Origin of the sequence: Fontisphaera persica (assembly GCF_024832785.1) — a bacterium.
Classification (GTDB): domain Bacteria; phylum Verrucomicrobiota; class Verrucomicrobiia; order Limisphaerales; family Fontisphaeraceae; genus Fontisphaera; species Fontisphaera persica.
Map to the genome: position 1 here is coordinate 2,679,958 of NZ_CP116615.1, position 23,810 is coordinate 2,703,767.

A 23,810-nucleotide genomic window follows, 5' to 3' on the forward strand; every position below is an offset into this window, starting at 1 on the left:
AGAGCTGCTAATGTTTGGTATAAGTTAGCCACATTGTTGGCAAGCGCAAATTTTACCCGGTGCCTTTTAACCGGCGCCATTCGTCCGGCGTTCCGCCGTCCTGAACTGACCTTTGACCGTGGGCAAGGCAGGCAGGGTCTGGGCTCACCGGAAAAAGGACGGACCCGCCGCAGCGAAAGGGGGTAACGCCTGGCTAAAATCTCCAGAAGAGGGAGGCAAAGAAAGTGCGCTCGCGGGGCAATTCGAGGTAGGTGTTCACCGGGTTCAGGCGGTAATCCTGGTCGGTGAGGTTGAGGACCCCGAGCTTGATTTCGGCCCGTCCGCGTTTGAGGCGGTACCCGGCAAAGGCGTTGAAATGCCAGAAATCATCGCCTGGGCGGTCCGGGTTGAAGCCCTGATTGTGCTGCTGGGTCCAGATGCCCTCCAGGCGCGAGAAGAAACCGCAGCGATGGTTGAAGGCGACGAAGAGGTTGAGCTGATGCAGCAGGCCGCGCGTGTGCGCGGCGGCCAGGGGGCTCATGGTTTCAGGAATGACCGGGATGCGTTGTTGCACGTCGGCGTGACTGAGGCGGTACTGGGCGCCCAGGCCCCATTCCTCGCCCAGGAGCTGATTTACATAGAGGCGCAGGGTGCGTTCGCGGAAATCGTATTGCTCGCGCGTGGTCTCCGGCCGGAAGGGCGGCAGGCCGCGGAAAGCGAAGACCCCCAGCTCGCGGTTGACGTCGGAAAAAAGGATTTCGCCGCTGGCGCCCAGGTAGGTTTGCGTGGGCAGTTTCTGCTCAAAGGCCAGGCCGAAGATTTCGCCGCGGGAGGCGGGGGTAGGGCCGAACAGGGCGTCCGGGACGAGGTTGCGGAGGGCCTGGTTGAAGCCGGCCATCTGGGTTGGCTCAAGGACGAAACTTTGCTCGAAACCGAGGCCGCCGAGGTAGCGCGCGTAACCGCCGCGCAGGGTGGCTCCCGGGTAAGGGGTGAGGATGAAGCCGGCCTTGGGGGAGATGCGGTCCACGGATTCGGTGCGCGCGGAGATGGGCGAGAGGCGGAGGTTGACGGGGTACTGGAAATGGTCGTAGGCAATGCCGCCGATGAGCGTGAGCGGCCGGGCAATTTCCCAGGAGTGGTAGGCGTAGGCGCCGAAGCGGTTCAGGTCCACGGACACCGATTGATTGGCGGCAAAGCCGGGGGTGAAGAAGCCGGGAAAGACGGTGGGATTGCGCTGGCGGCTGGTGACGTCGAATTCGCCCACCTGGAGGCGCCCGCCGAAGATGGTGTTGTGGCGTTCGCGCTGGAGGATTTGCTGGAGCTCGGCGGTGTAGATTTCCGAGCGTTCATCCAGTTCCTGGACGAAGCCCACGGGAATGACGCCGGCCAGCGGGGCAAAGGAATAATCCAGAATCATGGTGCGCTGGGCGGGGTTGCTGACGCGCAGGTGGTCGTGCAGGCGCGTCACGAGCAACAAGGTGTGGTTGCCGGGGCTCCATTCGCGGTGGTAGCCCGCCATGAGCAACGGCTCCTGATTGTCCTTGAGGCGGAAGGTGCGATGGGTGGTGAAGGGGTCGTAACGTTGCGAGACGTCCCCCATGGCGCCGTCAAAATAAACGGCCTGGAAATAAAGGCCGTCCTGCTGGGTGATTTGCTGCTTCACCTTGAGCGAGACGGTGAGATGCTCCAAATCGCGATTGGGCGCGCCATAACCGTTTTCGGCGCGGTAAAGTGTTTCCAGGCTCCAGGCGGTGCCGCCGATGACGCCATATTGGGCCGCGCCCTGGAGCCAGTCGCCGTTGCTGGCGTATTCGGTGAGGCTGACGAAGCCCACGCGGTCGCGGTCGAAGAGCCGGGAGTATTCATTCTGGCTGATTTGCTGGGAAAGCACGCCGGCATTGGCGGGGGAAAGGAGGTTGGCGAGCAGGTACTCGCTGAGCCAGGGCGTTTCGTAGCGCAAGACGGTGCCGCGCGGGTCGCGCAAGGCATCATAACTGTTGGCGAGAAAGAGGTGGGCCGAGTAGTTGCCGTAGTCGCTGTACACCGCCTTGAAGGCCTCGCGCAGGGCCACTTCGGTCAGGCCGGCGTCCTGGTAAATGCCGGCGAGGTTGGCGCTGCGGACGGCGCGGTCCTGGTCCAGGAGCAGGCGCGAGCGATAGACGCTGCGATTGTCATTAAGGCGGATGGATTCCTCCAAATCACGCACGGCGGCGTTGAGCTTGTTTTCCTGCCGGTTGAGGAGCGCGCGATAAAAGACGGGGGTGGGGTCGCCGGCATCCAGTTTGCGGGCGAGGGTCAATTCATGCGCCGCCTGGCGGGTATCGCGTCCGTGGCTGTAGGCCTTGCCCAGATAACTGCGCAGCAGCGAGCGTTGCGGCTCGAGGGCGGCGGCGGTTTGCAAATCTTCCAGCCCCGCCGCCGTCTGTCCCTGGCGGATGCGGCACAAGCCGCGGCCCAGCCAGGCGTTGCCCAAGGCGCCGTCCAAAGCGATGGCCTGCTCGAAACAGACTTGGGCCTGCGGGATGCGCCCGCGCGCCGCATGGGCAAAACCGCGGAGCACGTGCGCCTGGGCGTTGCGCGGGGAAAGGGCCAGGGCGCGGTCCAGTTGGGTCTCCATCGCGGCAATGCGGCCAAAGCTGAATTCCAGCTCGGCGACGCGCGCCACGGCAAAGCCAAATTCCGGCGAGAGCCGGGCGGCCTGCCGGGCCGCGTTAAGCGCGGAGGGCAACTGGGAGCGGGACTGATAATAATACGATTCCGCCATCCACTCGGAAGCCGTGGCGGGCGGCGCGGCGGGGGCGGCGCGCACCTCGAATTTTACGGCTTGAATGACGGTGCGCAGAGCGTTGGCCAACGGAGCGGCCGGGCTGGCTGCCGGCACTTTGGCGAGCAGGGCCTCGGCGGCATCCACGCGCCCGACTGCCAGCGCCAGGCCGGCACGATAGACGCGCTCGGCGTCGGTGGCCGGTTCGCGATTGGGCGGGTATTTGTCGAGCGCCCCGAGCAAATGGCCCGCCCGGTAATCGGCCAGTGACGCCGCCAGCTCGGGCAGGCCGTCCAATGGCAGCTCCTTGGGGTCCAGCACGCCAGGGTAGTAAAGGCACCACTGGATGAGGTTGACGGCATTGATGACGGCGGTTTTTTCCGGGCGTTTGCCCTCCTCGATGAGGGATTGTTCGCCGGAGTTGAGGGCCACCTGGCCCACTTCATTGCTGACGTCCACAGAACCATCAAACACGGCCACCAGGACGGTTTCGCCTTCCTCGGCAGTGGAGAGGAAAAACTCGGTGCCGCGGACGGCGCCGGAGGCCTTTTTGGCGCGAAACTCCAAATCGGAGGGTTTGCCGCGGTCAAACATGAAGACGGAGCCATTTTTGAGGTCCAGCAAGGGGCTTTTTTTGTTGGGGGGCGCCTGGATGACCATGGTGGTGACCTCGCTCAGGCGGAGGACGCTCTGGTTGTACAGCCGCAGGCTGGCGCGGCTGTCGCGGCCGGTGCGGATGCGGTCGCCGGGATTCAAGACCTGGTTGGGCTGGGCCGGGGTCCAGGTGTCCTGCCCGGCGCGGGATACTTCGACTTTGCCCTCGATGGTGAGGATGACGGAGGTGTTGGTCGCTTCCTGGGCCAGCACGGCGCCGGCGCAGGTGACGACGACGGCGAGGAACAGACTCCGAAACAGCCATGATAGATTGCGCATAAGGAGGACAACTAGGGCATGGTGGGTTATTCAAGGCCAACGGCGCGGTAGAATCTGCGGCCAGTGGCGGCCGCCGGGTCCGCAAACTGCACCTGGGAGCCGGTGGCCAGGTTGGTGCTGATGGGCACCCAGGTGGAAAGGTTGGTGGAAGCTTGAATGACGAACATCTGGCCGGCCTTGCCGGTGATGTTCAAGGTGAACACGCCGTTGGAGTAACTGGTGGCGCCGCCGGTGGCAAACCGCAGCGGGGCCTCGACGGTCAAGGTGGCCACGGCGCTGGTGACGCTGGCGGCCGGATTGGAGACCACGACACGGAAGGAGCCGGCATCGGCGGCCTGGACATTGGTGAGCGCCAAGGTGGCATTGGTGGCGGTGGCCAGGGGGAGCCAGTTGGTTTGCCCGGTGCGCAACTGATACCACCGGTAAGCCAGCGGGGCCGTGCCGGAGGCGGCCACGCTGAAGGTGGCGCTGCCGCCGGAGGCCACGCTTTGGTTGACGGGCTGCGCAGTAATCGCAGGCGGCAGGGCCAGCAAATAATTCATGACGATATGGCCCTGGGCGCCGTTGACGCCGTCCACGGCCACCAGGTAGGACTGGCCGGCCTGGGCATTTATGCGGACCAGGCTGCGCACGCCGTCCGGGGCGCCATTGTCATCGCTGGCAATTAATTGGAGGGTCAGCAGGGATTCCCCCTGATAGACGGCCAGCACGGTGTCAATGTCGCTGCCGATGGTGTCAATGACCAGCACGCCATTGGTCAGCGTGTCAATGCGGAACCAGCGCGAGGCGCCGCCCTGGATGCCGCCATGCTGGGGTTCGTTAGGTTCGGTGGTGGCGCCATAGTTGTCCAGCACCTGCGTGCCGGAGCTGCCCGCCGAGACGGAGGCGAAGAACTGGCGTTGCGGGCCGCCGAGGGTCTGGCCGCCGGGGCCGGTGCCGCGGAGCATGTCATCGAATTTGTCATGCGTGCGGACGTCTTCGAGCACGACGGTTTGATTGCTCTGCACCATCTGGCCCACTTCGAGCACAAACACCCGCGACTGCGCGCGCCGGTCCGGGTTGGCGCCATAGACCATGACGTAATACGGGCCAATCAGGGCGCGGGTGAGCGCCGGGATTTGGTAGGTGGCGGCGGTGGCGCCGGCGATGGGCTGGCCGCGGAAGAACCATTGATAAGTGGCGGCATTCTGGGCGGTGACCTGCAGGTTGACCGGCGAATTTTCGGGCACGGTGCGGGAGCGCGGCTGGTCGGTGATGATGGGGTAGTCGGTCACGCCCACCAACAAATTCCAGCTCAGGAGGATGGTGCCGGTGGCGCCTTCCACGCCATCCACCAGGAAGTGGTAGGCATTGCCTTCGCTGACCGGGAAGGTGATGCGCTCATTGAGGTTGCCCGCCGAGTCTTCATCCCGCTCCACCACCATGAGCGAGTTCAAGGTGTTCCCCTGCAGGACGATAAGCAATGTATCGAAGGTGCTGCCGAGGGTGCTGACGGTCACCACGCCGTTGGTGGGGGCCACCCAGGTGGCCCAGACGGAGCGGCCGCCGCGTTTGAAGCCGGTGGGCAACTGGTCATCCTGCAAGCCGGTGGCCTCAGTGTTTTGTCCGCGCACGATGCCGGCAGCCACGGCGGGCAGGCTCACGGAGTTGGTGAAACGGTCCCCCAGGGCCACCAGCGGCGCGTCCAGCAACACTTCCGCCGGCAGGCTTTCGGCGACGCCATAAGGAGTGCTGGCCACCACGCTGTAGGCGCCACATTGAGCCAGTTGGATGTTGGTGAGCGTCAGCGTAGCATTGGTGGCACCGGGCAGATTCACGCCATTGAGCCGCCACTGGAAATAGAGCGGCCAGGCGCCGCGCGCGGTGACGGTGAGCTGATGGGAGCCGCCGGCGGTAACCACCCTGCCCTGCGGCTGCCCCACAATGATGGGCGCGCCTCGCGGGGCGAATACGGCCAGATTCGGCCGCCAGTCGCCGCCCACGCGGGTGAAGTCGCCGCCGACAATGACGACATTGGTCACGGCAGCCAGGGCCTGCACGCCCAGCGCCTGGGGCGGCACCGTCAAATCGGGATTCCATTCCGTGACGGCGCCGGAGACCGCATCCAGGGCCCCCAGATGATTGCGATGGGAGGCGCCCAGGCGATTAAACCAACCGCCAACATCCAACACATTTTGCCGGAGGCCCAAGGCCCGCACCACGGCCACATCGCCGGTGGCGCTTTGCGCCGGCACGTTGAATTCCGGCAAGGCCAGCCCGCTGGCATCGAGCGCCGCCAGCCGCTGGCGGGCGGCGCCGCCGATTTGCGAGAAGGAGCCACCCACATACAGGAGCGGCGCGGGAGTCTCCCGGAGGGCCAGCGCCATGACGGGGGCGTTGGGCGCGGGGTTCCAGGCATCGAGCGCGCCGCTGGCGTCCACCCGCGCCAGGAAGGGGCGCAGCGTGCCGTTGATGGAATTGAACTCACCGGCCAGGTAAATTTGCGCGCCGTTGGTCGTGGCCCGCAAGGCCAGCACGGGGCCGTCGGGCGCCGGATTCCAATCCAGCAAGGCGGCAGTGTCGGCATCCACCGCGCCGGCATAAGTCCGCGTCGCGCCCGCCAGGTTGGAGAAGTCGCCGCCCACATAGAGGCGTTTGCCCGCCAAGGCCAGCGCCCGGACGGCGCCATTGGCGGCGGCATCCCAAGGCGTGACTTCTCCGTTGAGGATGGAAATGGCGGCGAGGCGGCTGCGCTCCGCGCCGCCGGCGGCGGTGAATTCGCCGCCCAGATACAGGTTGGTCCCGCTCACCAGCAAGGCGCGCACAGGGCCATTGGCGCCCGGATTCCAACTGGTGGTCTGGCCGGTGGCCAGGCGCAAAGCGGCGATGTTGCTGCGAAGGACGCCGCCGGCCACGGTGAACTGGCCGCCGGCAAACAAGGTGTTGTCCTGCAAGGCCAGTGCGCGCACGGGGCCATTGGCGGGTGCCTGCCAATTCAGCAAGGCCGCGGTGACGGGATGCACCGCCGCCATGCGCATGCGGGTCTGGCCGCCCATCGTCAAAAACTGACCGCCTGCGTAAAGGGCATCCGGCCCCGCCGCCAGGGAGCGCACCACGCCGCCCGCGCCGGGATTCCATGTCCGCAGCGCGCCGTCCAGACGGGCAAAAGCCGCCAGATGCCGGTAAGTGATGCCGCCGCTGGTGAAGGAGAAGTCACCGCCGGCAAAGAGGGTTTCACCCAGCGTGGCCAGGGCATAAACGCGGGCGTTGGCGCCTGCGGGCAGGGGGGCCTGCCAGCCCAGGACCTCGCGAGTTTCAGTGTCAAGAAGGGCGATTTTGGGCCGGCTCAGGGTTACGTTGTTATTGGTCAAGGTGTCAAATTCGCCGGCGACAAACAGGCGGTGGTCATCCACCAGGAAGGCATGGATGGTGCGGTCCACGCCGATGACAAAATCGGTGCGCACCTGGCCATCGCTGGGGTCCAGCTTGGCCAATCGCGCCCGCGGCAGCCCACCGATGGTTTGGAATTCACCGCCGACATATAATTTGCTGTCCACTTGGGCCAGGGCGCGGACGGGTCCATCGGGGTTGGGGGCAAAGGGCCGGAGCGCGCCGTCCTGGGTGCGGATGGCCGCCAAATTATTGCGTGGGAGTCCCCCGACCTGGGTGAACTCGCCGCCGACGTAAAGGATTTGTTCGTGCAGCAGCAGAGCGCGCACAGGCCCATTGACTCCCACCACCCAGGCGGGATTGACGGATTTATCCGGGAGCAGATGCACGAGGTTGGTGCGTGGGAGCCCGCCGACGCGCACGAATTCTCCGCCAATAAACCATCCCCCGCGGCCGTCAGGTACCACGGCGTAAATGGCTGCGCCTTCCACGCGCGGCCAGACGGTGTCCGGCCGGGCCGAGGTGGCATCCAAGGCCACGCCCAGACCTGAGTTGGGCCCGACCATGCGGAAATTGCCGCCGAGGTAGAGGGTGCCGGCGTTTTCGACCACGGCATGCACTGGACCATCAGGCACCCAGAAATCATCACGCGGCACGCTGGCGGGTGGGGCGAGGACGGCGGAGACGGTGAGTTGAGCGGTGGCCTGGGCCTGGCCGGCGCGGTTGCTCACCACCACCGTATAGGCACCCATTTCCCAGGGGGAAACGTTGGTAATCACCAAGGTGGGTCCCGTCGCCCCCGCCAGCGGAGTTTGATAACGATACCATTGGTAGCGCAGCGGCGGTGTGCCCACCGCCGTCACGGAGAACACCGCAGAGGTGCCGGGCGGCAGAATGACGGACTCCGGCGGCGCGGTAATGACCGGCGGCACGAACACCCGCACCAAGGTGGCCTCGCTGTCCTCATAGCCATAGGCGTTGCTTACCCGAACAAAATACAGACCACTGTTGGCCGGTGAGGCATTGGGAATGAGCAGCGTGGCGCTGTTGGCGCCCCAGAGCGGGAAGCCATTGAAGAACCATTGATAACGCAACGGGGGTGTGCCGAGTGCGCGGATGGTCAGTTCAATGGTTTGGCCTCGGACGACGTCCAACTCCTCCACCTGGCTGACAATGGCCGGCTCCTCCGCCTGTCCCAGGATTTGAACCTCGAGTGGCATGCTGGTGGTGCTGGCTCCCAAGTCATCTACCACGCGCGCGGTGAACACATATTCATCGCCAGCCGGCAGGTTGGTCAGCGTCAAGGCTGCCGTGAACCGATTGGTGGCCAAGGGATTCACGCTCGTGCCCACCAATTCCTCGTTGAGGAAGAAGTCCACCTGTTTGACCACGCCGTCGTCCAGTGTTGAGGCCACCAGCGGGATGATGCCGGGCGCGGTGAAGCGGGCCAGATTGGTGTTGAGGGTGAGCTGCACCGCGGGCGGGACATTGAATACGAGGCTCAGGCGCACATCGCCGCCGGCGCCCGCGAAGCCCTTGACGGTGATGTAATAAGTGGTCCCCGCGGTGACCTCGAGGGTGAGCAAACTGGCCCCCAGGCCGGCGCCGCCCACCAGGGTCATGATTTCCGCCCCGCCGTCATCGTCCAGCGCCAGGAGTTGCAGGTTTTGCAGAGTGGTGCCGGTGTACACTTCCAGCAAGGTGTCAAAGCTGCTGCCCAAGGTGCTGATGAGCACCGTGCCGCTGGCGGGCGCCGTCCAACGGTACCAGAGGGAATTCCCCGCCAGGCCGCCCCACGGGTCAGGCTCGCCCGGTTCGAGGGTGGCGCTGCGATTATCATCCGTGACCGACACCGCCGGGCCGGTGAGCGGGCGCGCGTTGGCAAACAAGTCATGGTTAGCGGCCGGCGGGCGCACGGTCACCCGCACCGGCTGGGTCTCAGCGGCCACGCCTGCGGCATCCACCGCCCGGGCGCGGAAGAAGTATTCACCCGGCGGCACATTGGTCAGGGTGATTTGGCCGGTAAAGGGCGTGCCGGGCGGCTGGTTGGTGGCGGTGCCCACCAGGATGTTGCCGCGGTAGAATTCCATCCGCGCCACGCCATCGCTGTCCTGGGCCTGGGCGCGCAATAGAACCGGCCCCGGAGCCGTCAACACTTCGCCCGCCAGCGGCGAGAGCCAGGTGACCGTGGGCGGCATGTTCATGCTGACCAGGAGCGAGTAGAATCCCCCCGCGCCATTGTAACCGTCCACGGCGATGTAATAGGTCTGGTTGCGCCGGGCGGTGAACCACAGGCGGCTGGTCAGGACGTCCGCTTGCGAGGGGTCATCGTCATTGGAGGCCACCTCCTCCAACCCCATCAAGGAAGCTCCTGTGTACACGGCCACCACGGTGTCGAAGGTGCTGTCGGCGGTGGTGACGGTGACCAGCCCATCCTGCGGCGCAGTCCAGGCAAACCACACCGAGCGCCCGCCGGGCACGCCCGCGTGGTAAGGCTCGCCCGGCTCGAAGGTGGCGCCGGCGCTGTTGCCAGAGTAGGCAGCGGAGAGGCCGGTCAAGAGGGCGCGATTGGCAAAATCATCATTGGTGGGAGCGGGCGCGACCACCGAGAAACTGACGGGCGGCGATTCGCGCGAAGCGCCCTCGTTGTCATAGGCGGTGGCCAGCAGGCGATAGGTGCCCACCACCAAATTGGAGAGCACAAAGGAGGCCTCGAAGCGGCCGGCCTGAGAATTCATGGCCCACCCGGCCGGGGAATCGTTAAGCCACAGGTTGACGCTGCTGACCTGACCGTCGAAATCCTCGGCGGTCACGCGCACGGTCACGTTGGCCGGGCCATCAAACTGAGACTTGGGCGCGGGCTCGGTGATGACGACCAATGGGGCGCTGTTGGAAGAAAGGGCCACGTTCAACACCAGGTCATCCAGCAGCAGCGAGCTGAACCGGCCCAAGCCCTGCGCATCCGACTCGAAGACCACGGAGGCAATGTCCGGGCCGTTGAGGGTAAAGGTGCGCGCCGGGATGTCTTGAGGCGAGAAGAGGGCGTTTTCGCCCACCGCGCTTAATTCCATGCCAAAGCGGTTGAAGGCGCGCGCCCGCCAGCGGGGGTGATTGGCGCCGGCGGCACCGGCCAGCACGGTCACGCGGGTGAAGCGGACGCTGTCGAGCACCTGCTGGAACTCGAAGCGGTTGGTGACCGGGCCGCGGGAGGCGGAGACTTGCTCGAGGAGGTTCGAGCCACTGGAGGGTTTGAGGAGGCCCGGATAAACCTGCGTGGCACGCACCACCTGCACCGTGCTGGCGGGCGTGAGGTTGATGACACGCGCCTGGAAACCGGCCAGGTAATTGCTGAGGGCAAATGGCGTGCTGACGCCGCTGGGCAGCAAGTTGACGCCCTCAAAGTCCAGTTTGTGCGTGGCCGCATAGTTGTTGACGACAATGCGCACCGGCACGGCGTCCACCGAGGCACCCTGGTGGTCCGTAACTTTGGCGCTGAAGACATATTCGCCGGCCCACAGATTGCTAAGTGTCAACCGGTAGTAGGGTTCGACCAAGTGGTCAAGGAATTGATCATTTTGGAAGAATTCCACTGAATGGATTCCGCCGTCAGGGTCCGTGGCGGTGACTTCCAGGGTCACAGTGGCAGGAGCGACGAATTCCGCGCCGTCAGCCGGGCTGATGAATGCCACCACGGGTGGCGTGTTGGGCACCAGGTCCGGCACAAAAAGGCGGGAAAGGACGGCGTCGGCGCCGCCAGCCCCGCCGCTGCTGGTTTCACCGGCCACATACAGGAATTGCCCGTCCATCGTGAGGGCGTAGGCAAAGTCGTCCTGATGGTACCCTTGGAGCAGGGTGGACAATAAACTTCCCTCCTGCGGGTCCAACCTGAGGACCACCGCGTCTGCGCCCCCTGCGGTGCCGCCATAGGTGTAACCACAAGCGTATAACCGGCCGCTTTGGGCCACGACACCGGTTAGCACGTCGTCTTCCTCGGCGCGGTCCAGGATGGTGGACCAGATTATCCAACCCTCCTTGTTCCAGGCTTCCACCAGGAAATCCTGGCCGCTCCAGAAATTATCGGCGGCGCCCACGGCAAACAGGATGCCGTTCATGGTGGCCAATCCATGGTATTCGCCCGGGGAGCCCAACATCCGCCACTCCAGCCGGCCGTTGCGGCTGAATTTCCAAAGCGTGGCATACGAGATGCCTTCGATGTCGCAACGCCCGGCCACGTACACGGCACCGCCCATGACCACCACGGCATTGCCCACGCTGTAGTCCACCGGCAAATCCACCGCAAAACCGGGCGTGCTGATGACCCCGAGGGTTTCAGCCGGGGTATTTTGCTTAAGCTCACTGCTGACCCAGAGTTCACTGCCGCCGGGGGTCACTTTGGCCACAAACATCTGCCCGTAACTTTCCGCGCCGCTCTGGCCCTGGCCGGTGACGTACCAGAACTCGCCCTCCGGCTCCTGGCTGCGGGTGATGGCATGGAGGTATTCGGCGCCGTTGTAATCAAAAGCGCCGTTGAGCGGTGTGCGGCGGGAGAAGATTTCCAGCCCGTTATTGGCGCCCAACTGCACGAGCACGCCCTTGGCGGCGCGAGCGGCGGAAAGGAGCGGCTCGTTGTAGCCGGCAAACACCGGACCGGCGGGGGTGGCCAAAACTCCCCTGAACCCATCAGCGCCCGGACGCCCCGGCCACCAGGTTTGCCACGTAGGCGAGGTGTTGGTGGTGAAGTTTGCGGGGACGCACAGGCCGAAGGCCTCCCCTGCCCCCACTTCCATCACGCCACCGACATAAACGGCGTTGGATTGCACGGCCACAGCCAGGGCGGCTTCATCGGCCGAACTGCCCAAAAATAGCACGGCTTGAGTTTGGGGGTTGGCCGCGCGATTGACCGTTAAAAAGGCTACCTCGCTCTCCAGGGATTCTCCGAGGTCATTATAGACGATGACCTTGTATCGTCCGCCCTGGTTGGCGTTGACTGACGGAAGGTACAGGTCTGCCGATTGTGCCCCTTCAAGAGCCAGGTCGTCATGAAGCCATTGATAATGCAAATTGGTCCCCAGGGCCTTGACCGAGAGCAGCACCGGGCTGCCTGCCAACACCACCTGGCTGCGTGGTTGGGCGATGATGGCCAGACGGCTGGCCTCGAAGAAATGGGCGGTGATGGTCCGGTTGCCATTCATGACCAAACCGGCCGTGGCATTGGTGCCCACCAGGTCGCCGCTCCAACCGCCGAAGAGGTAACCGGGGTCAGGCAGGGCCGTTAAGAGGACGGGCGTCCCATTGGTATAGTAATTGGCCTGCGGGGCGCGCTGGACGTTGCCGCCGCCCACCACGAGCGTGTTTAACGCATAAGTATTGGGTGGCAACGGGGCAAAAACGGCCATTATCGCAGGGCCGGGATTGGTCAGGACCAAATCCAGCGGACTGACATTGGGCGTGCCGGTGGGCAGATTCCATTGTTGGAAATAATAGCCCGCGTTGGGCAGGGCCGAGAGCCGCACACGGCTGCCATAAGGGAAGAGGCGCAACGGTGGGTCGAGCTGCACCACCCCGCTGCCTTGAATGGTTATGGGCAAGGTGGTGCCAAAAATGGCCTGAACCTGCCGCGGCTGATTCATCACCACCTGCGTAACCGCGTTGGTGGAGCTGATGTCTCCCTCCCAGCGGAGGAAGCTCCAGCCGGGCGCGGGCATGGCAGACAAGGTGACCACCGTATTGGAAGGATACGGCCCGGGGGCCGGGCTGGCCGAGATGGCGCCACCGCCGGGGGTGCTGAACGACAGGGGGAATGTCCAGCCAATTTCCAGGCGATTGGTCACGACTGCCGTCCAGGCGGTGCGGTTGCTGTTGTAGGCGATGGCTTTGAGAATCACCGGCGGGCGCACCTCGAAGGGTTCGACGTATAGACGGCCGTCGTCAGGATGCAAGTTGTTGGTCGAGTAATAAATGCTGCCATTGGGGAAAGCCGTGGTGAGGAAAACCAGGACCGGTGAGTTGTCCGGGAAGAGATGCCGGCCATCCGGTCTGAAGACGCCGTTGATTTCAATGTAAGGGTCCTGCTCAATCACTGTCAGATAGGCGGGGAAACTATCCACGCTGCCTGAAGAGTTGCTGACGCGGACAGAATAATAACCTTCGTGGGCCGGTGAGACGTTGGTGATGGTCAGGGTGGCGTTGGTGGCACCTGCAATGGGAGCCGCGCCAAAGAACCATTGATAGGTGGGCGTAGGCAAAGCTTCCGCCACCACGGTAAAGGTTGCCGTGGACCCCGCCCGCGCCACGGTATCCTCCGGATGCTGCAGAATAGTGGGGGGATGATCTTGTTGGATTTCCAGATAGAGTGGCTCGGAGGTGACAAAGCCCAGAGCATTGCCCACTTCAACCACATAATATTGCGCATGGAACGGGGTCAAATCGTTGAGAACCAACCAGGCATTGGTGGCATCGGGAATGGGAACGACATGCCCATACCAGTTATACCATTGATAAGACAATGGGCGCTGACCAATGGCTTGGGCCGAGAAAACGGCGGTGCCCCCCACCCTGCCCTTGCGCTCCAACACCTGCGGCAACAAGAACGGCGGGCCGGAGCCAAGCAGCGCCAGACTATGCCCGAAACCCGCGGCCAATGCCACCACGTTGGTCAGGCCGGGCGGCACCAGCAGCTCGCCATGGCCGCTCTCGCCCCATACCATCACTGTGCCGTCAGGGCGCAAAGCCACGCTGTGATTTCCACCCGCCGCGATGGCCACGGCATTGGTCAAAACGGGCGGGATGTTGAGCTGGCCCCGGTCATTGGCCCCCCAACCGATGACCTTTCCATCCATTAACAAAGCCAGACTGTGGTTGGCCCCAGCAGAGATGGCCACCACGTTGCTCAGCCCCACCGGCGGACTGGCCTGGCCGTAAGTATTGTCTCCCCACCCCACCACCGTGCCATCGGCCCGCAAAGCCAGGCTGAAGTCTTCACCCGCCGCAATGGCCACGATGTTGGTCGCCTGGGGAGGGACGTTACATTGTCCCGATTCATTGGCCCCCCAAGCCACCACTGTCCCATCTTCCAAGAGCGCCAGATTGTGCGCAGCGTTGGCAGAGACGGCTACCACGTTCATCAATCCCGGGGGCACATTGAGTTGATTTAATGAATTATTGCCCCACGCCACGACGGTTCCCTGATTCAACAAAGCCAGATTGTGGGCATACCCCGCGGAAACTTGGATGACATTGGTCAGCCAGGGTGGAACCGTGCCTTGGAAATAAGAATTGTCCCCCCAGGCCACCACCGAGCCGTCACGCTTCAAGGCCAGACTATGATGCTCTCCACAAGCAATGCCGATGATATTGCTCAGCCCCGCCGGCACATTAGTCTGGCCAAAGGCATTATATCCCCAAGCCACCACCTGCGCTGGTGCGGTAACAGGTGGTGACTCCAATTGAAGCGCCATGACCGGGCTGGTGACTAAGCCCCGGCTGTTTTGGACCACGACCTGGTAGGCGCCGGCATTTTCCGGCCGCACATTGTTCACCACCAGCCAGGGTTGATTGGCGCCGGGGATGGGCACGCCATTAAACAGCCATTGATAAGTCAGCGGCCACTCGCCACTGGCAGCAACCCTAAACACTACCGGCTGTCCCACATTGGCCCGCCGCGCAGGCAGGACAGGCGCCAACTGGGGCGGGCCTTCGCCCAGCACCGCGATGCTGTGTTTGCCGCCTCCCGCAACGGCCACCACGTTGCTGAAGCCAAACGGAACAGAAGTTTGGCCCAAATTATTTCTTCCCCAAGCCACCACGGTGCCATCCGACTTCACGGCCAAGCTATGATGGAACCCGCAGGCAATGGCCACCGCGTTGGACAATCCCGGCGGCACATTGGTTTGGCCATAATGGTTATCTCCCCATCCCACCACCGTGCCATCCGCGCGCAAGGCCAGACTGTGGACCCATCCGGCGGCCACTGCCACCACATTGCTCAACCAAGTGGGGACCGCGACTTGGCCGGAATTATTAGCCCCCCACGCAACCACCCTGCCGTCAGCCTTAAGAGCCAAGGTGTGATATGCCCCCGCCGCAATGGCCACCACATTACTCAAGCCCGCAGGAACATCAAGTTGACCATCGGAATTGCCGCCCCATGCAATAACGGTGCCGTCTTCGCGCAAGGCGACACTATGCCTTGCGCCAGCAGCTATGGCCATCACACTGCTCAGACCCAAAGGAATATCAATCTGTGACCAATAATTATATCCCCAACCCTGCACAGTTCCATTATGGAGCAGGGCCAGCGCATGGTCCGCGCCTGCCGCAATGGCCACTACATTGGAAAGGGTCGCAGGGACGGTCATCGGTGCGTATATCTCATCACCACCGGTCCAGTATTCTCCCCATGCCTTCAAGGTTCCATCCCTGCGCAAGGCCAGATTGAAGTATTCACCCGCCGCCACGGCGGTGACGTCATGCAGTCCTGGCGGCAACAAATCCAAGGCTCTGGGCTTGTTCCCCCACACCACCACATTGGCTGGCGGCGGGGGCGAAACAATGACCAAATGGGCCACCGCACTGGTCACCACTCCCCAAGGATTGCTCACCACCACGTCATAGGCCCCGGTGTTCAAGTTTTGGACGTTGGGCAGGAAAAACCAAGGTTGAGTAGCGCCCGTCAACGGCAGGCCATTCAACCTCCACTGGTAGGTCATGGGGCGCTGGCCTGTGCCAGCGGCATAAAACACGGCCCGGCCCCCTTCCTGGACCCGGGTCTGGGCAACCTGCGGTGCCAGCCGGGGCGGACAATTCCCCATCAAGGCTACACTGTAATTATCTCCCCCGCTTATCGCGACCACCTGAGACAAACCCGCTGGCATATTGGTGGCACTAACGCTGTAATTGTATTCCCCCCATCCCACCAGCGTGCCATCAGCCTGGAGTGCCAGACTGTGAGAATAACCGGCGGCTATGGCCACGACATTACTGAGACCGGCAGGCACACTGGTGGCGTCCAAGTCATTGTCCCCCCAAGCCACCACGGTGCCGCCAGAACGCAGCGCCAGGCAATGAGCGCCGCCCGACGCGATGGCCACCACATTAGTGAGACCAGGTGGCACAAACACCTGGTCGCAACAGTTGTTGCCCCACACCACGACGGTGCCGTCCGCGCGCAGGGCCATGTTGTGCTCATGGCCGGCCGCAATAGCGACAATATCCCGTAAACCCTCAGGTGCATAACCCTGGCCTTCCCAATTGTAACCCCAAGCCACCACGGTACCATCGGCCCTCAAGGCCAAGCTATGCATTGCACCCGCGCTGATGGCCACGACGTTGCTGAGGCCCGGCGGGGGCACCGCTTGGCCGTAGCCATCACCGCCCCACCCCACCACGGTGCCGTCCTTGCGCAGGGCCAGACTGTGGTACTCCCCCGCCGCAATGGCCACCACGTTGGACAACCCTGGCGGCACATTGGTTTGGCCACTACCATTGTGGCCCCAAGCCACCACCGTACCGTCCGCCCTCAATCCCAGGCAGTGATCATAACCCCCGGCAAGGGCGATAAGATTAGTCAAGCCCGGCGGCACATTGGCCACTCCCCAATTATTATTGCCCCAAACTATGACCTGAGAGGTGATGGGTGGCGGGGGTGGCGTTTCCAATTGGAGCGTCATGACCGGGCTGGTGACTGAGCCCCGGCTGTTTTGAACCACCACCTGATAAGCCCCGGCATTTTCCGGCCGCACATTGGTCACCACCAGCCAGGGTTGATTGGCGCCGGGGATGGGCACGCCATTAAACCGCCATTGATAAGTCAGCGGCCATGCTCCCACCGCTTGGATAGTGAAGACGGCGTTTTCACCTGGCTGGACAAGTCTTCTTCCTACTTGCGGTGTCACCCGTGGCGGGCCATGACCGATAAGGGCCAAACCAAAATACGTACCGCCTGCCACTGCCACCAAGTTGCTAAGATTGGACGGAATTTCTGGCGGAACAAAACCCCACGTCACCAGCGTGCCATCGGCACGCAAGGCGAAGGTCTGATCCAAGCCCGCCGCCACGGAAACGACGTTGCTTAAGCCGGGTGGCACGTTGGTTTGCCCTAAGGAGTTGCCCCCCCAAGCCACCACTGTGCCATCCGCTTTCAGGGCCACACTGTGCCGCCAGCCAGCGGCAATCCCCACCACGTTGCTCAAACCAGGCGGCACCATGAGCTGGTCTTCCGAGTTGGCCCCCCATGCCATGACTATGCCATCCGCCGTGAGTGCCAAGCTGTGGTAATCCCCGGCGGCAATGGCCACGATATTGCTCCAGCCCGGTGGGGCTTCGACGCCGTTACCCCAAGCCACCAGAGTGCCATCTGCCTTCAGGGCCACGGAGTGGGCATGTCCGGCGGCAATGGCCACGGCGTTGGTCAGGTCGGCGGGGACCTCCAATTGTCCCAAGTCATTGTCTCCCCATGCCAGCACCTTGCCATCGGCCATGAGTGCCAAAGCGTGCCGTTCGCCGGCGGCGACGGCCACAGCATTATTAGCCTCCCACGGAATGTTCAATTGGCCGTCGGTGTCTCGCCCCCACCCCACCACGCGGCCGTCCCCACGGACCGCCAGGCAGTAGTCAAAATGAGTGGCCATGGAAATGACGTTGGTCAAATCCGGCAACACCTCAGCGCGCTGGCCCCAATTTGGCCCCAAAGGCACCACTGGCGGCGGAGGAAAGACCCACAAGTTTGCCACCTGGCTGGTCACCACGCCAAAGGCATTGCTTACCACCACATAATACGGGCCGCTCTGATGAAAACCGGGACTGATTATTAATAAATTGGTCGCGTTGGCCCCAGCAATCGGAGAGCCTTGGAAATACCACTGATAATACAAAGGTTCCTGCCCGTAAGCGACCACGTAAAACTCGGCGAACTTGCCCACGGTCACCATCGTGTCGAGCGGCGGGCGGAAGATTTCAGGCGGCCAGGGAGGAGGCCCCACATCCAAGGTGGCCACCTGGCTGGTGACGGCACCAGCGGCGTTGCTGACGACGACGAAGTAAGAACCGGCCACGGAGGAGTTAACGGCCGGTATGGAAAAGACGGGATTGGTCCCCGTTTGAACCATTGTGCCTTGGAAATACCAATGGTAATAAAGCGGAGGATCACCGGTGGCCACCACTTGGAATTGCGCGGGCAGGCCCTCCGGCACGGTTTGCGAGGCGGGCTGTTGGGTGATGACAGGCGGCGCCACCGAAGGCGCCTGGGGCACTAGGGGATGCGCAGGGCCGGAGTAAACTACTGGAGAATATAAATAACCGTAATCTTCGGGGGGGCCACTGTTAAAAAGCCCATCCGTCCATGGCCGCGGATTCACTCCGCCCCCCGGCAGAGGCAACGCCGGCTCGAACCAAAAGGCTTTATGCGGAAACATGAACGGATAAGAGGGCTGCCATAATCCATTGGTGAAAAAATAGGGCTGGAATTGCTGTGCCAGCTCATTGAAAATCCAGATTTTATCACCTTCCATGGCGGGAAATCCAGTGAAGTCGCGAGTAGGAAACAAGGGAGAAAGAACGCATTTCATCTCCGGCACCGCATTGGTCAGATGGCCCACAGGAAGCTCGCCTAGCATTCGCAATAGGAATGGCCCGCCCAAAGGATTGTAGAAATAGAAGCCCTCCCCGGGCTTCAGCAACCGCGCTGCGGGAACAAAGCTCTCGTCCAACCATCCATACAACGTGGAATAGTTATATGTCTCCAACCGGTTGCTGTTAATCAAGACGACCCGCGCATTTTCTGGCGGCCCCCAAAAAGCGCTGTTGAGGGAGTTATCGCTGGTCCTAAAAGGTTGCGCGATCAAATTGTAGCCTAGTTGCAACTCATACCCCCCACAGCCGAAAACGTTGGTGGCAAAGATTGTCGTCCCCAAGGGCCCTCGTGCGGCAATCCGATAAAAATGCCAAAATCCAGGAATTACATTAGTATCGTTAACTGTGTGAATTTGCCCCGATAGGCCCAAGGCATTGGTAACCAAGCTAAAAGCCCCTTGGGGAATATGGCTTCTTTCCACCATCAATTCCCCGGAATCGGAAGAAGCTTGGACAGTAATAACCATCGTATTCCCCGTGAGGGTGAAGGAGAGCAACCGCGGGGGGGCGACGACGGAGACGGTGGCCACCTGGCTGGTGATGGCGCCGTAGAGGTTGCTGACCACGCAATAATAATTTCCCCGATGGGTGGGGGCAGACTGGAGGTACTGGAGGTAGTCCTGGTTGGCCAAAGGGATGGGAAGCCCATCCTTGTACCATTGGAAAAACAGCGGATGCGTGCCGTCGGCAAAGCAGGTGATGACAATCTCCTTGCCGGGCGGGCCTTCCCACGATTCGGCATTTTGGGTGATATGGGGCACCAGCCCCTGCACGAACAGGTTAATTTCCCCCCACGGCCAGCCGTTCAATTCCAAATAATAAGCCCGGTCGCTGGGCGAAAAATCGGCCTGAAGGAAATCCCCTGAGATATAACCCCGAATCAGGGTAACTTGGTAATCCTGCGGCCAGGGATAGAGCGGCTCCAACTGGACTTCCAGCCGGCCATTCAAAGCGATGGTCTGGTAACTCTCAATGAAGCCGTAGTCTGTGATTGCATTAGTGCCGGTGAGATAATAGCGAACTACGGAATTGCTCCCCAAGGTCAGGGTGGCCTGGTCGAGGAGCAATTTGCCCGAGTGGATTTCCAGCGAGCCCTCATTCTGAACAGTCATCAAGGGCGTCCCAAAATCCTCCGGGTTCAACACCACCGTGCCCGTGCTGGTGAGAAGGATGGTGCCGGTGTTAACAAGGCGCACATTGAGATTGCTGCTGATGATGGGTTGGGAGACGTTGATGTCGAAATAACCGCAGTTGGTGATGACGGCGCCGGTGTGGAGAAACAGGGGCGCTTCTCCGGCCCAGCGGCCGTAGCTCCGCACTTCCAGGGTCCAATCTTGCAGGACGACGGTGTTGGTGTTCTCGATGGTTGCATTGGCCATGGCCACCAGGCGCCCACCGCCGCCGCCCAGGGTGCCGGCCTGCCAGTAATAGTAATTTTCGACTACCAGCGTATTGGCCCCACTAATGGTGCCGCCATGCTGATACAAGTAACCCACCATGAACTGGTTGGTGGAGGCTGGGAGCACGATGTTACCATCATTGACAGTGGCTTCGTCTCCCGGCCCGGGCACGCCGGTGGGATTCCAGTTGGTGGCCACATTCCAAGGGCCGCTGCCTCCCCGCCAGACATACGAAGCACCCTGGAGGGGAGTGAGGTGGGGCATCAGCCAAATCATCACCCCCGCCACAGTGGCCCACAAATGCCACTGGGGCTTCAAGAAGTTCTTGGCTTTCATGATTATGGAGTTAAGTTATACTAATAACACGAACAAAAAAAAGGTGCTTGAGTTGAAAATACTATAACAAATTTCACATCCTTGATAAAGCAAAAACTGTGCGCAGAAGAACGCCTTATTAAAGTTGTAAAAACGACAACGTTATCGTTATCGTTTGTTCTCAAATTTAAGATATTGTGGAAGCTTCCGCCTTGCTGACGGAAGCCGGGCCGTTATTTCGGTTGGGAGAAGTTTATCTTCTTACCTTCCGCGACTTCCAGAATGGCGAAGTAAGCGGGTTTGGGCTGAAGTTGGGCATCAAACAGCAGGGGCCGCTGCCAGGAGCGCCACGAGCGCCGGTCGCTTAATCCCCAAAAGGTGACCCGGGTGATAGTTTTGGAGTGGCGATTGAACACCTCAAACAATTTGGCATAGACTTCAGCCTGTTTCTTGATGGCTTCCTCGGAGATTGGCTCATTGCGTCCGCGTGTAGGGAAAGCGCCGGTGTTGTCGCCCGTGGCGGTGACATCCAGCTCGCTGATGCTGACCTTCAGCCCCAGGGCGGCATAATTTTGAATGGCCTTTTCCACTTCTTCCGGGTTGGTGCTCAAGCTCCAGTGCCCCTGAATGCCCACGCCGTGAATGGGGGCGCCTTCGGCCTTGAGGCGTTTGAGCAGGAGCAGCGAGCTGGCGTGTTTGCCGCGGCCGCGAAGGGCGCCCTGTTCAATGGAATAATCATTGTAATAAAGCTCAGCTTTGGGGTCGGCCTCGTGGGCCCATTTGAAGGCCAGGGTCAGAAAATCAGGGCCGATTTTCTGCAGCCATTGGGATTGCCGGAGGTTTTCGGTGGAGTCGTCTCCGCGGTCACTGATGGCTTCGTTCACGACGTCCCAGCCGATGATACGGCCCTTGTAACGGCCCACCACCGTCAAGATATGCTTCTTCAGCCGTTCCATGGCCAGCTCGCGAGTGACGGGCTTGCCGTCGGCGCCCGGCTCAAAGAACCAGCGGCCCGTCTGGGCATGCCAGACGAGGGTGTGGCCCCAGACTTTGATTCCGTTTTCTTCGCACCATTTGACCAAGGCATCGGCGGTGGCCCAGTTGAAATTGTTTTCGGAGGGCTGCAGCGGCTGCGGCTTCATGCAGTTCTCCGGCGTGATGACGTTGTAATGCAGCTTGATGTGCTCCCGTTCGGCGTCCGAGACCATCCGCAGGTCATTGGCGGCCCCGATGAGAAACTTGCCCGCGAAAGCCTGTTTGAGCGGCTTTTGGGGTGCTGCCGGGGCGGGTGGGGGGGGCGCGGCAGCAGGCGGGGCGGGTGGATTTTGCGCCAGAGTTGCGCCTGCGCCAATCGCCCATGCGACGAAGGCCCATGCAAAAGGTCGAAGTGGAGTCATGTTGATACGGGAGTTTAGGGTTTGATTCGCAATACCGTCAATGAATAAGCAGGTGCCGTGTACTCAAAAGATGGACGCAGGGTCATTTCGGTGGTTTCCGGCTTCACGGCGGGCGGCTGGTCATCGGCGTTGAAGGCGTCCGGGCCGGGGCCGGTGAGCAAGATGCGCGTGGCGGGCAAATCGCGCGCGGGCAGGCCCTCCAACTCGATGCGCAAAGTGGCGGCCGCGTCGCTGCCATTGACCATTTTCAAGATTACATGGCCGCTTTGAGTATCGCGCACGGCGGAGGCCGCCAAGGTGGCTGGCCTTGCCCCTTGGAAGGCCAGGTCGAGTGCGCGGTTGCCGCTGTTGCGGCTGAACAACTGCTGCACGTAATAATTGGGCGTGAGGAAAACCCGGGTGCTGTTGAAATAAATGAGGTCAGGATGCCACTGGGTATGGCCACGGCGGGCAAAGAGAGGCGCGTAGGAGGCAAATTGCAACACGTCGCCGTTGCGCTCGAAACCGGTCATGCCTGCGGCCTCGGCGAGGGCGGAGCGCAGCGAATTGCGGCGGCGGTCGCGGTCATGGGCGGCGTATTCGCCCACATACACCTTGGGGCCGTTGCGGTCATAGCGGTCGTAGCGGGACAAGTTGTCCCAAAACCATTGAGGCGGCACGTAGTAATGCTCATCCACCAGCGGCAGCTTCAATTCACGCGCAAAGGCCCAGCCTTCGTCAAAATCACGTCCCGCAGCAAAAGGGCCGGAGGTACCAATGACCACGATTTCGGGGTGTTTGGCCTTGATGGCCTCGTAAATCATGCGGAAACGTTCCTTAAAAATGGGCGTGATGGCATCCTCGTTGCCCACGCCCAGGTATTTCAGGCCAAACGGCTCGGGATGGCCGGCGGCGGCGCGTTGGGCGCCCCATTTCGAGGTGGCCGGGCCGTTGGCCCATTCAATTAAATCCAGCACGTCCTGGATGTAGGCCGGCATTTCCGCCAGGGGGAGTCCCTCCTGGCCGCGATTGGGCGAGCTGCCGGCATGCTGGCAGCAGACGCCGGCGCTCACCACGGGCAGCGGCTTGGCGCCGATGTCTTCACAGAATTGGAAATACTCGAAATAGCCCAGGCCCATGGTCTGGTGATAGCCCCAGAGGTTGCGCCGGGCGCGGCGCTGCTCGACCGGGCCGATGGTTTCCTTCCAATTGTAGAAACGATGCACGCCCCCGCCGTGGACGAGGCAGCCGCCCGGAAACCGCATAAACTTGGGCTGCAAATCCGCCACGGCCTGGGCCAAATCCGCGCGCAGCCCGTTGGGGCGGTGGCGAAAAGTTTTTTCCGGAAAGAGGGAGACCATGTCGAGCGCCAGGCCGCCGGCCTCATGGGCCAGGAGGACCAGTCGCGCATCGCTGACGGTGCGGGCGGGCTTGAGTTTGGCGCTGACGCGCCGCCAATCGCGGCCTTTGATTTGGAAGGCGGCCTCAGCCAGGGTTTCGCCGCTGCGAGTCTCCAGACGCAGGGTGACGGGCATGGGGCGGTTGTTGTCCCCGCGCCCCCACATTTCGCCCATGAAGGCTTGATAAGTCCAGAAGGAGGCCTCGTACGTTTCGCCTGCTTGCAGGGGGATGCCGTCAAATCCCTCATTGGCCAGTCCCACCCCCTCCCCCGGCCGCCGCACGGTGAGGAGCGCGTAATGAGGATTGTTTTCGTGGATGGGCCGCATTTCGGCCACGCTGACCGAGCCGTCGCCGCCGCCGCGTTTGATGACCTCCCAAAATTTGAGGGGATGCCAGTCGGGTTGTTCGGTGGGACTGTATTCAAAGGAGCGGTTTTGAATCAGCTCGGCATACAACCCGCCGTCCGCGGCGTAATTCAAGTCCTCAAAAAACACGCCAAAAATATCGGGGCTAATCGCCCTGCCCGGCTCGCCGGCCTTGATGGCAAGGCTGACGGGCTGGGCGGGGAAACCAGTGGCGAGGCTGCAGGCCCAAGCGGCCAAGGCCACGGCCCAACGGAGGCGGGAGGCGAAGTTGCGGCGCATG

General features: G+C 62.3%; 4 protein-coding genes. All 4 read right to left on the reverse strand.

What is annotated here, in order from left to right; genetic code table 11:
* Positions 1–193 precede the first annotated feature (193 nt).
* A complete protein-coding gene (locus NXS98_RS10000) occupies positions 194–3,676 on the reverse strand; it encodes a TonB-dependent receptor domain-containing protein (RefSeq protein ID WP_283844822.1) in 3,483 nt (1,160 codons plus the stop codon).
* A gap of 26 nt (positions 3,677–3,702) precedes the next feature.
* Complete coding sequence (locus NXS98_RS10005) at positions 3,703–20,409, reverse strand: RCC1 domain-containing protein (protein ID WP_283844823.1); 16,707 nt, start codon at positions 20,407–20,409, stop codon at positions 3,703–3,705.
* A 212-nt stretch (positions 20,410–20,621) separates the two neighbouring features.
* Positions 20,622–21,785 (reverse strand): endo-1,4-beta-xylanase, encoded by a 1,164-nt coding sequence (locus tag NXS98_RS10010; protein ID WP_283844824.1) that lies wholly within the window; start codon positions 21,783–21,785, stop codon positions 20,622–20,624.
* A 14-nt stretch (positions 21,786–21,799) separates the two neighbouring features.
* Positions 21,800–23,809, reverse strand: a complete 2,010-nt coding sequence (locus tag NXS98_RS10015; protein ID WP_283844825.1) for an alpha-L-arabinofuranosidase family protein — start codon at positions 23,807–23,809, stop codon at positions 21,800–21,802.
* Position 23,810: the final 1 nt, after the last annotated feature.

Excerpts from the sequence above, each read along its gene's own strand:
- NXS98_RS10000 (WP_283844822.1), bottom strand. The coding sequence starts at position 3,676 with ATGCGCAATCTATCATGGCTGTTTCGGAGTCTGTTCCTCGCCGTCGTC.
- NXS98_RS10005 (WP_283844823.1), bottom strand. The coding sequence starts at position 20,409 with ATGAAAGCCAAGAACTTCTTGAAGCCCCAGTGGCATTTGTGGGCCACT.
- NXS98_RS10010 (WP_283844824.1), bottom strand. The coding sequence starts at position 21,785 with ATGACTCCACTTCGACCTTTTGCATGGGCCTTCGTCGCATGGGCGATT.
- NXS98_RS10015 (WP_283844825.1), bottom strand. The coding sequence starts at position 23,809 with ATGCGCCGCAACTTCGCCTCCCGCCTCCGTTGGGCCGTGGCCTTGGCC.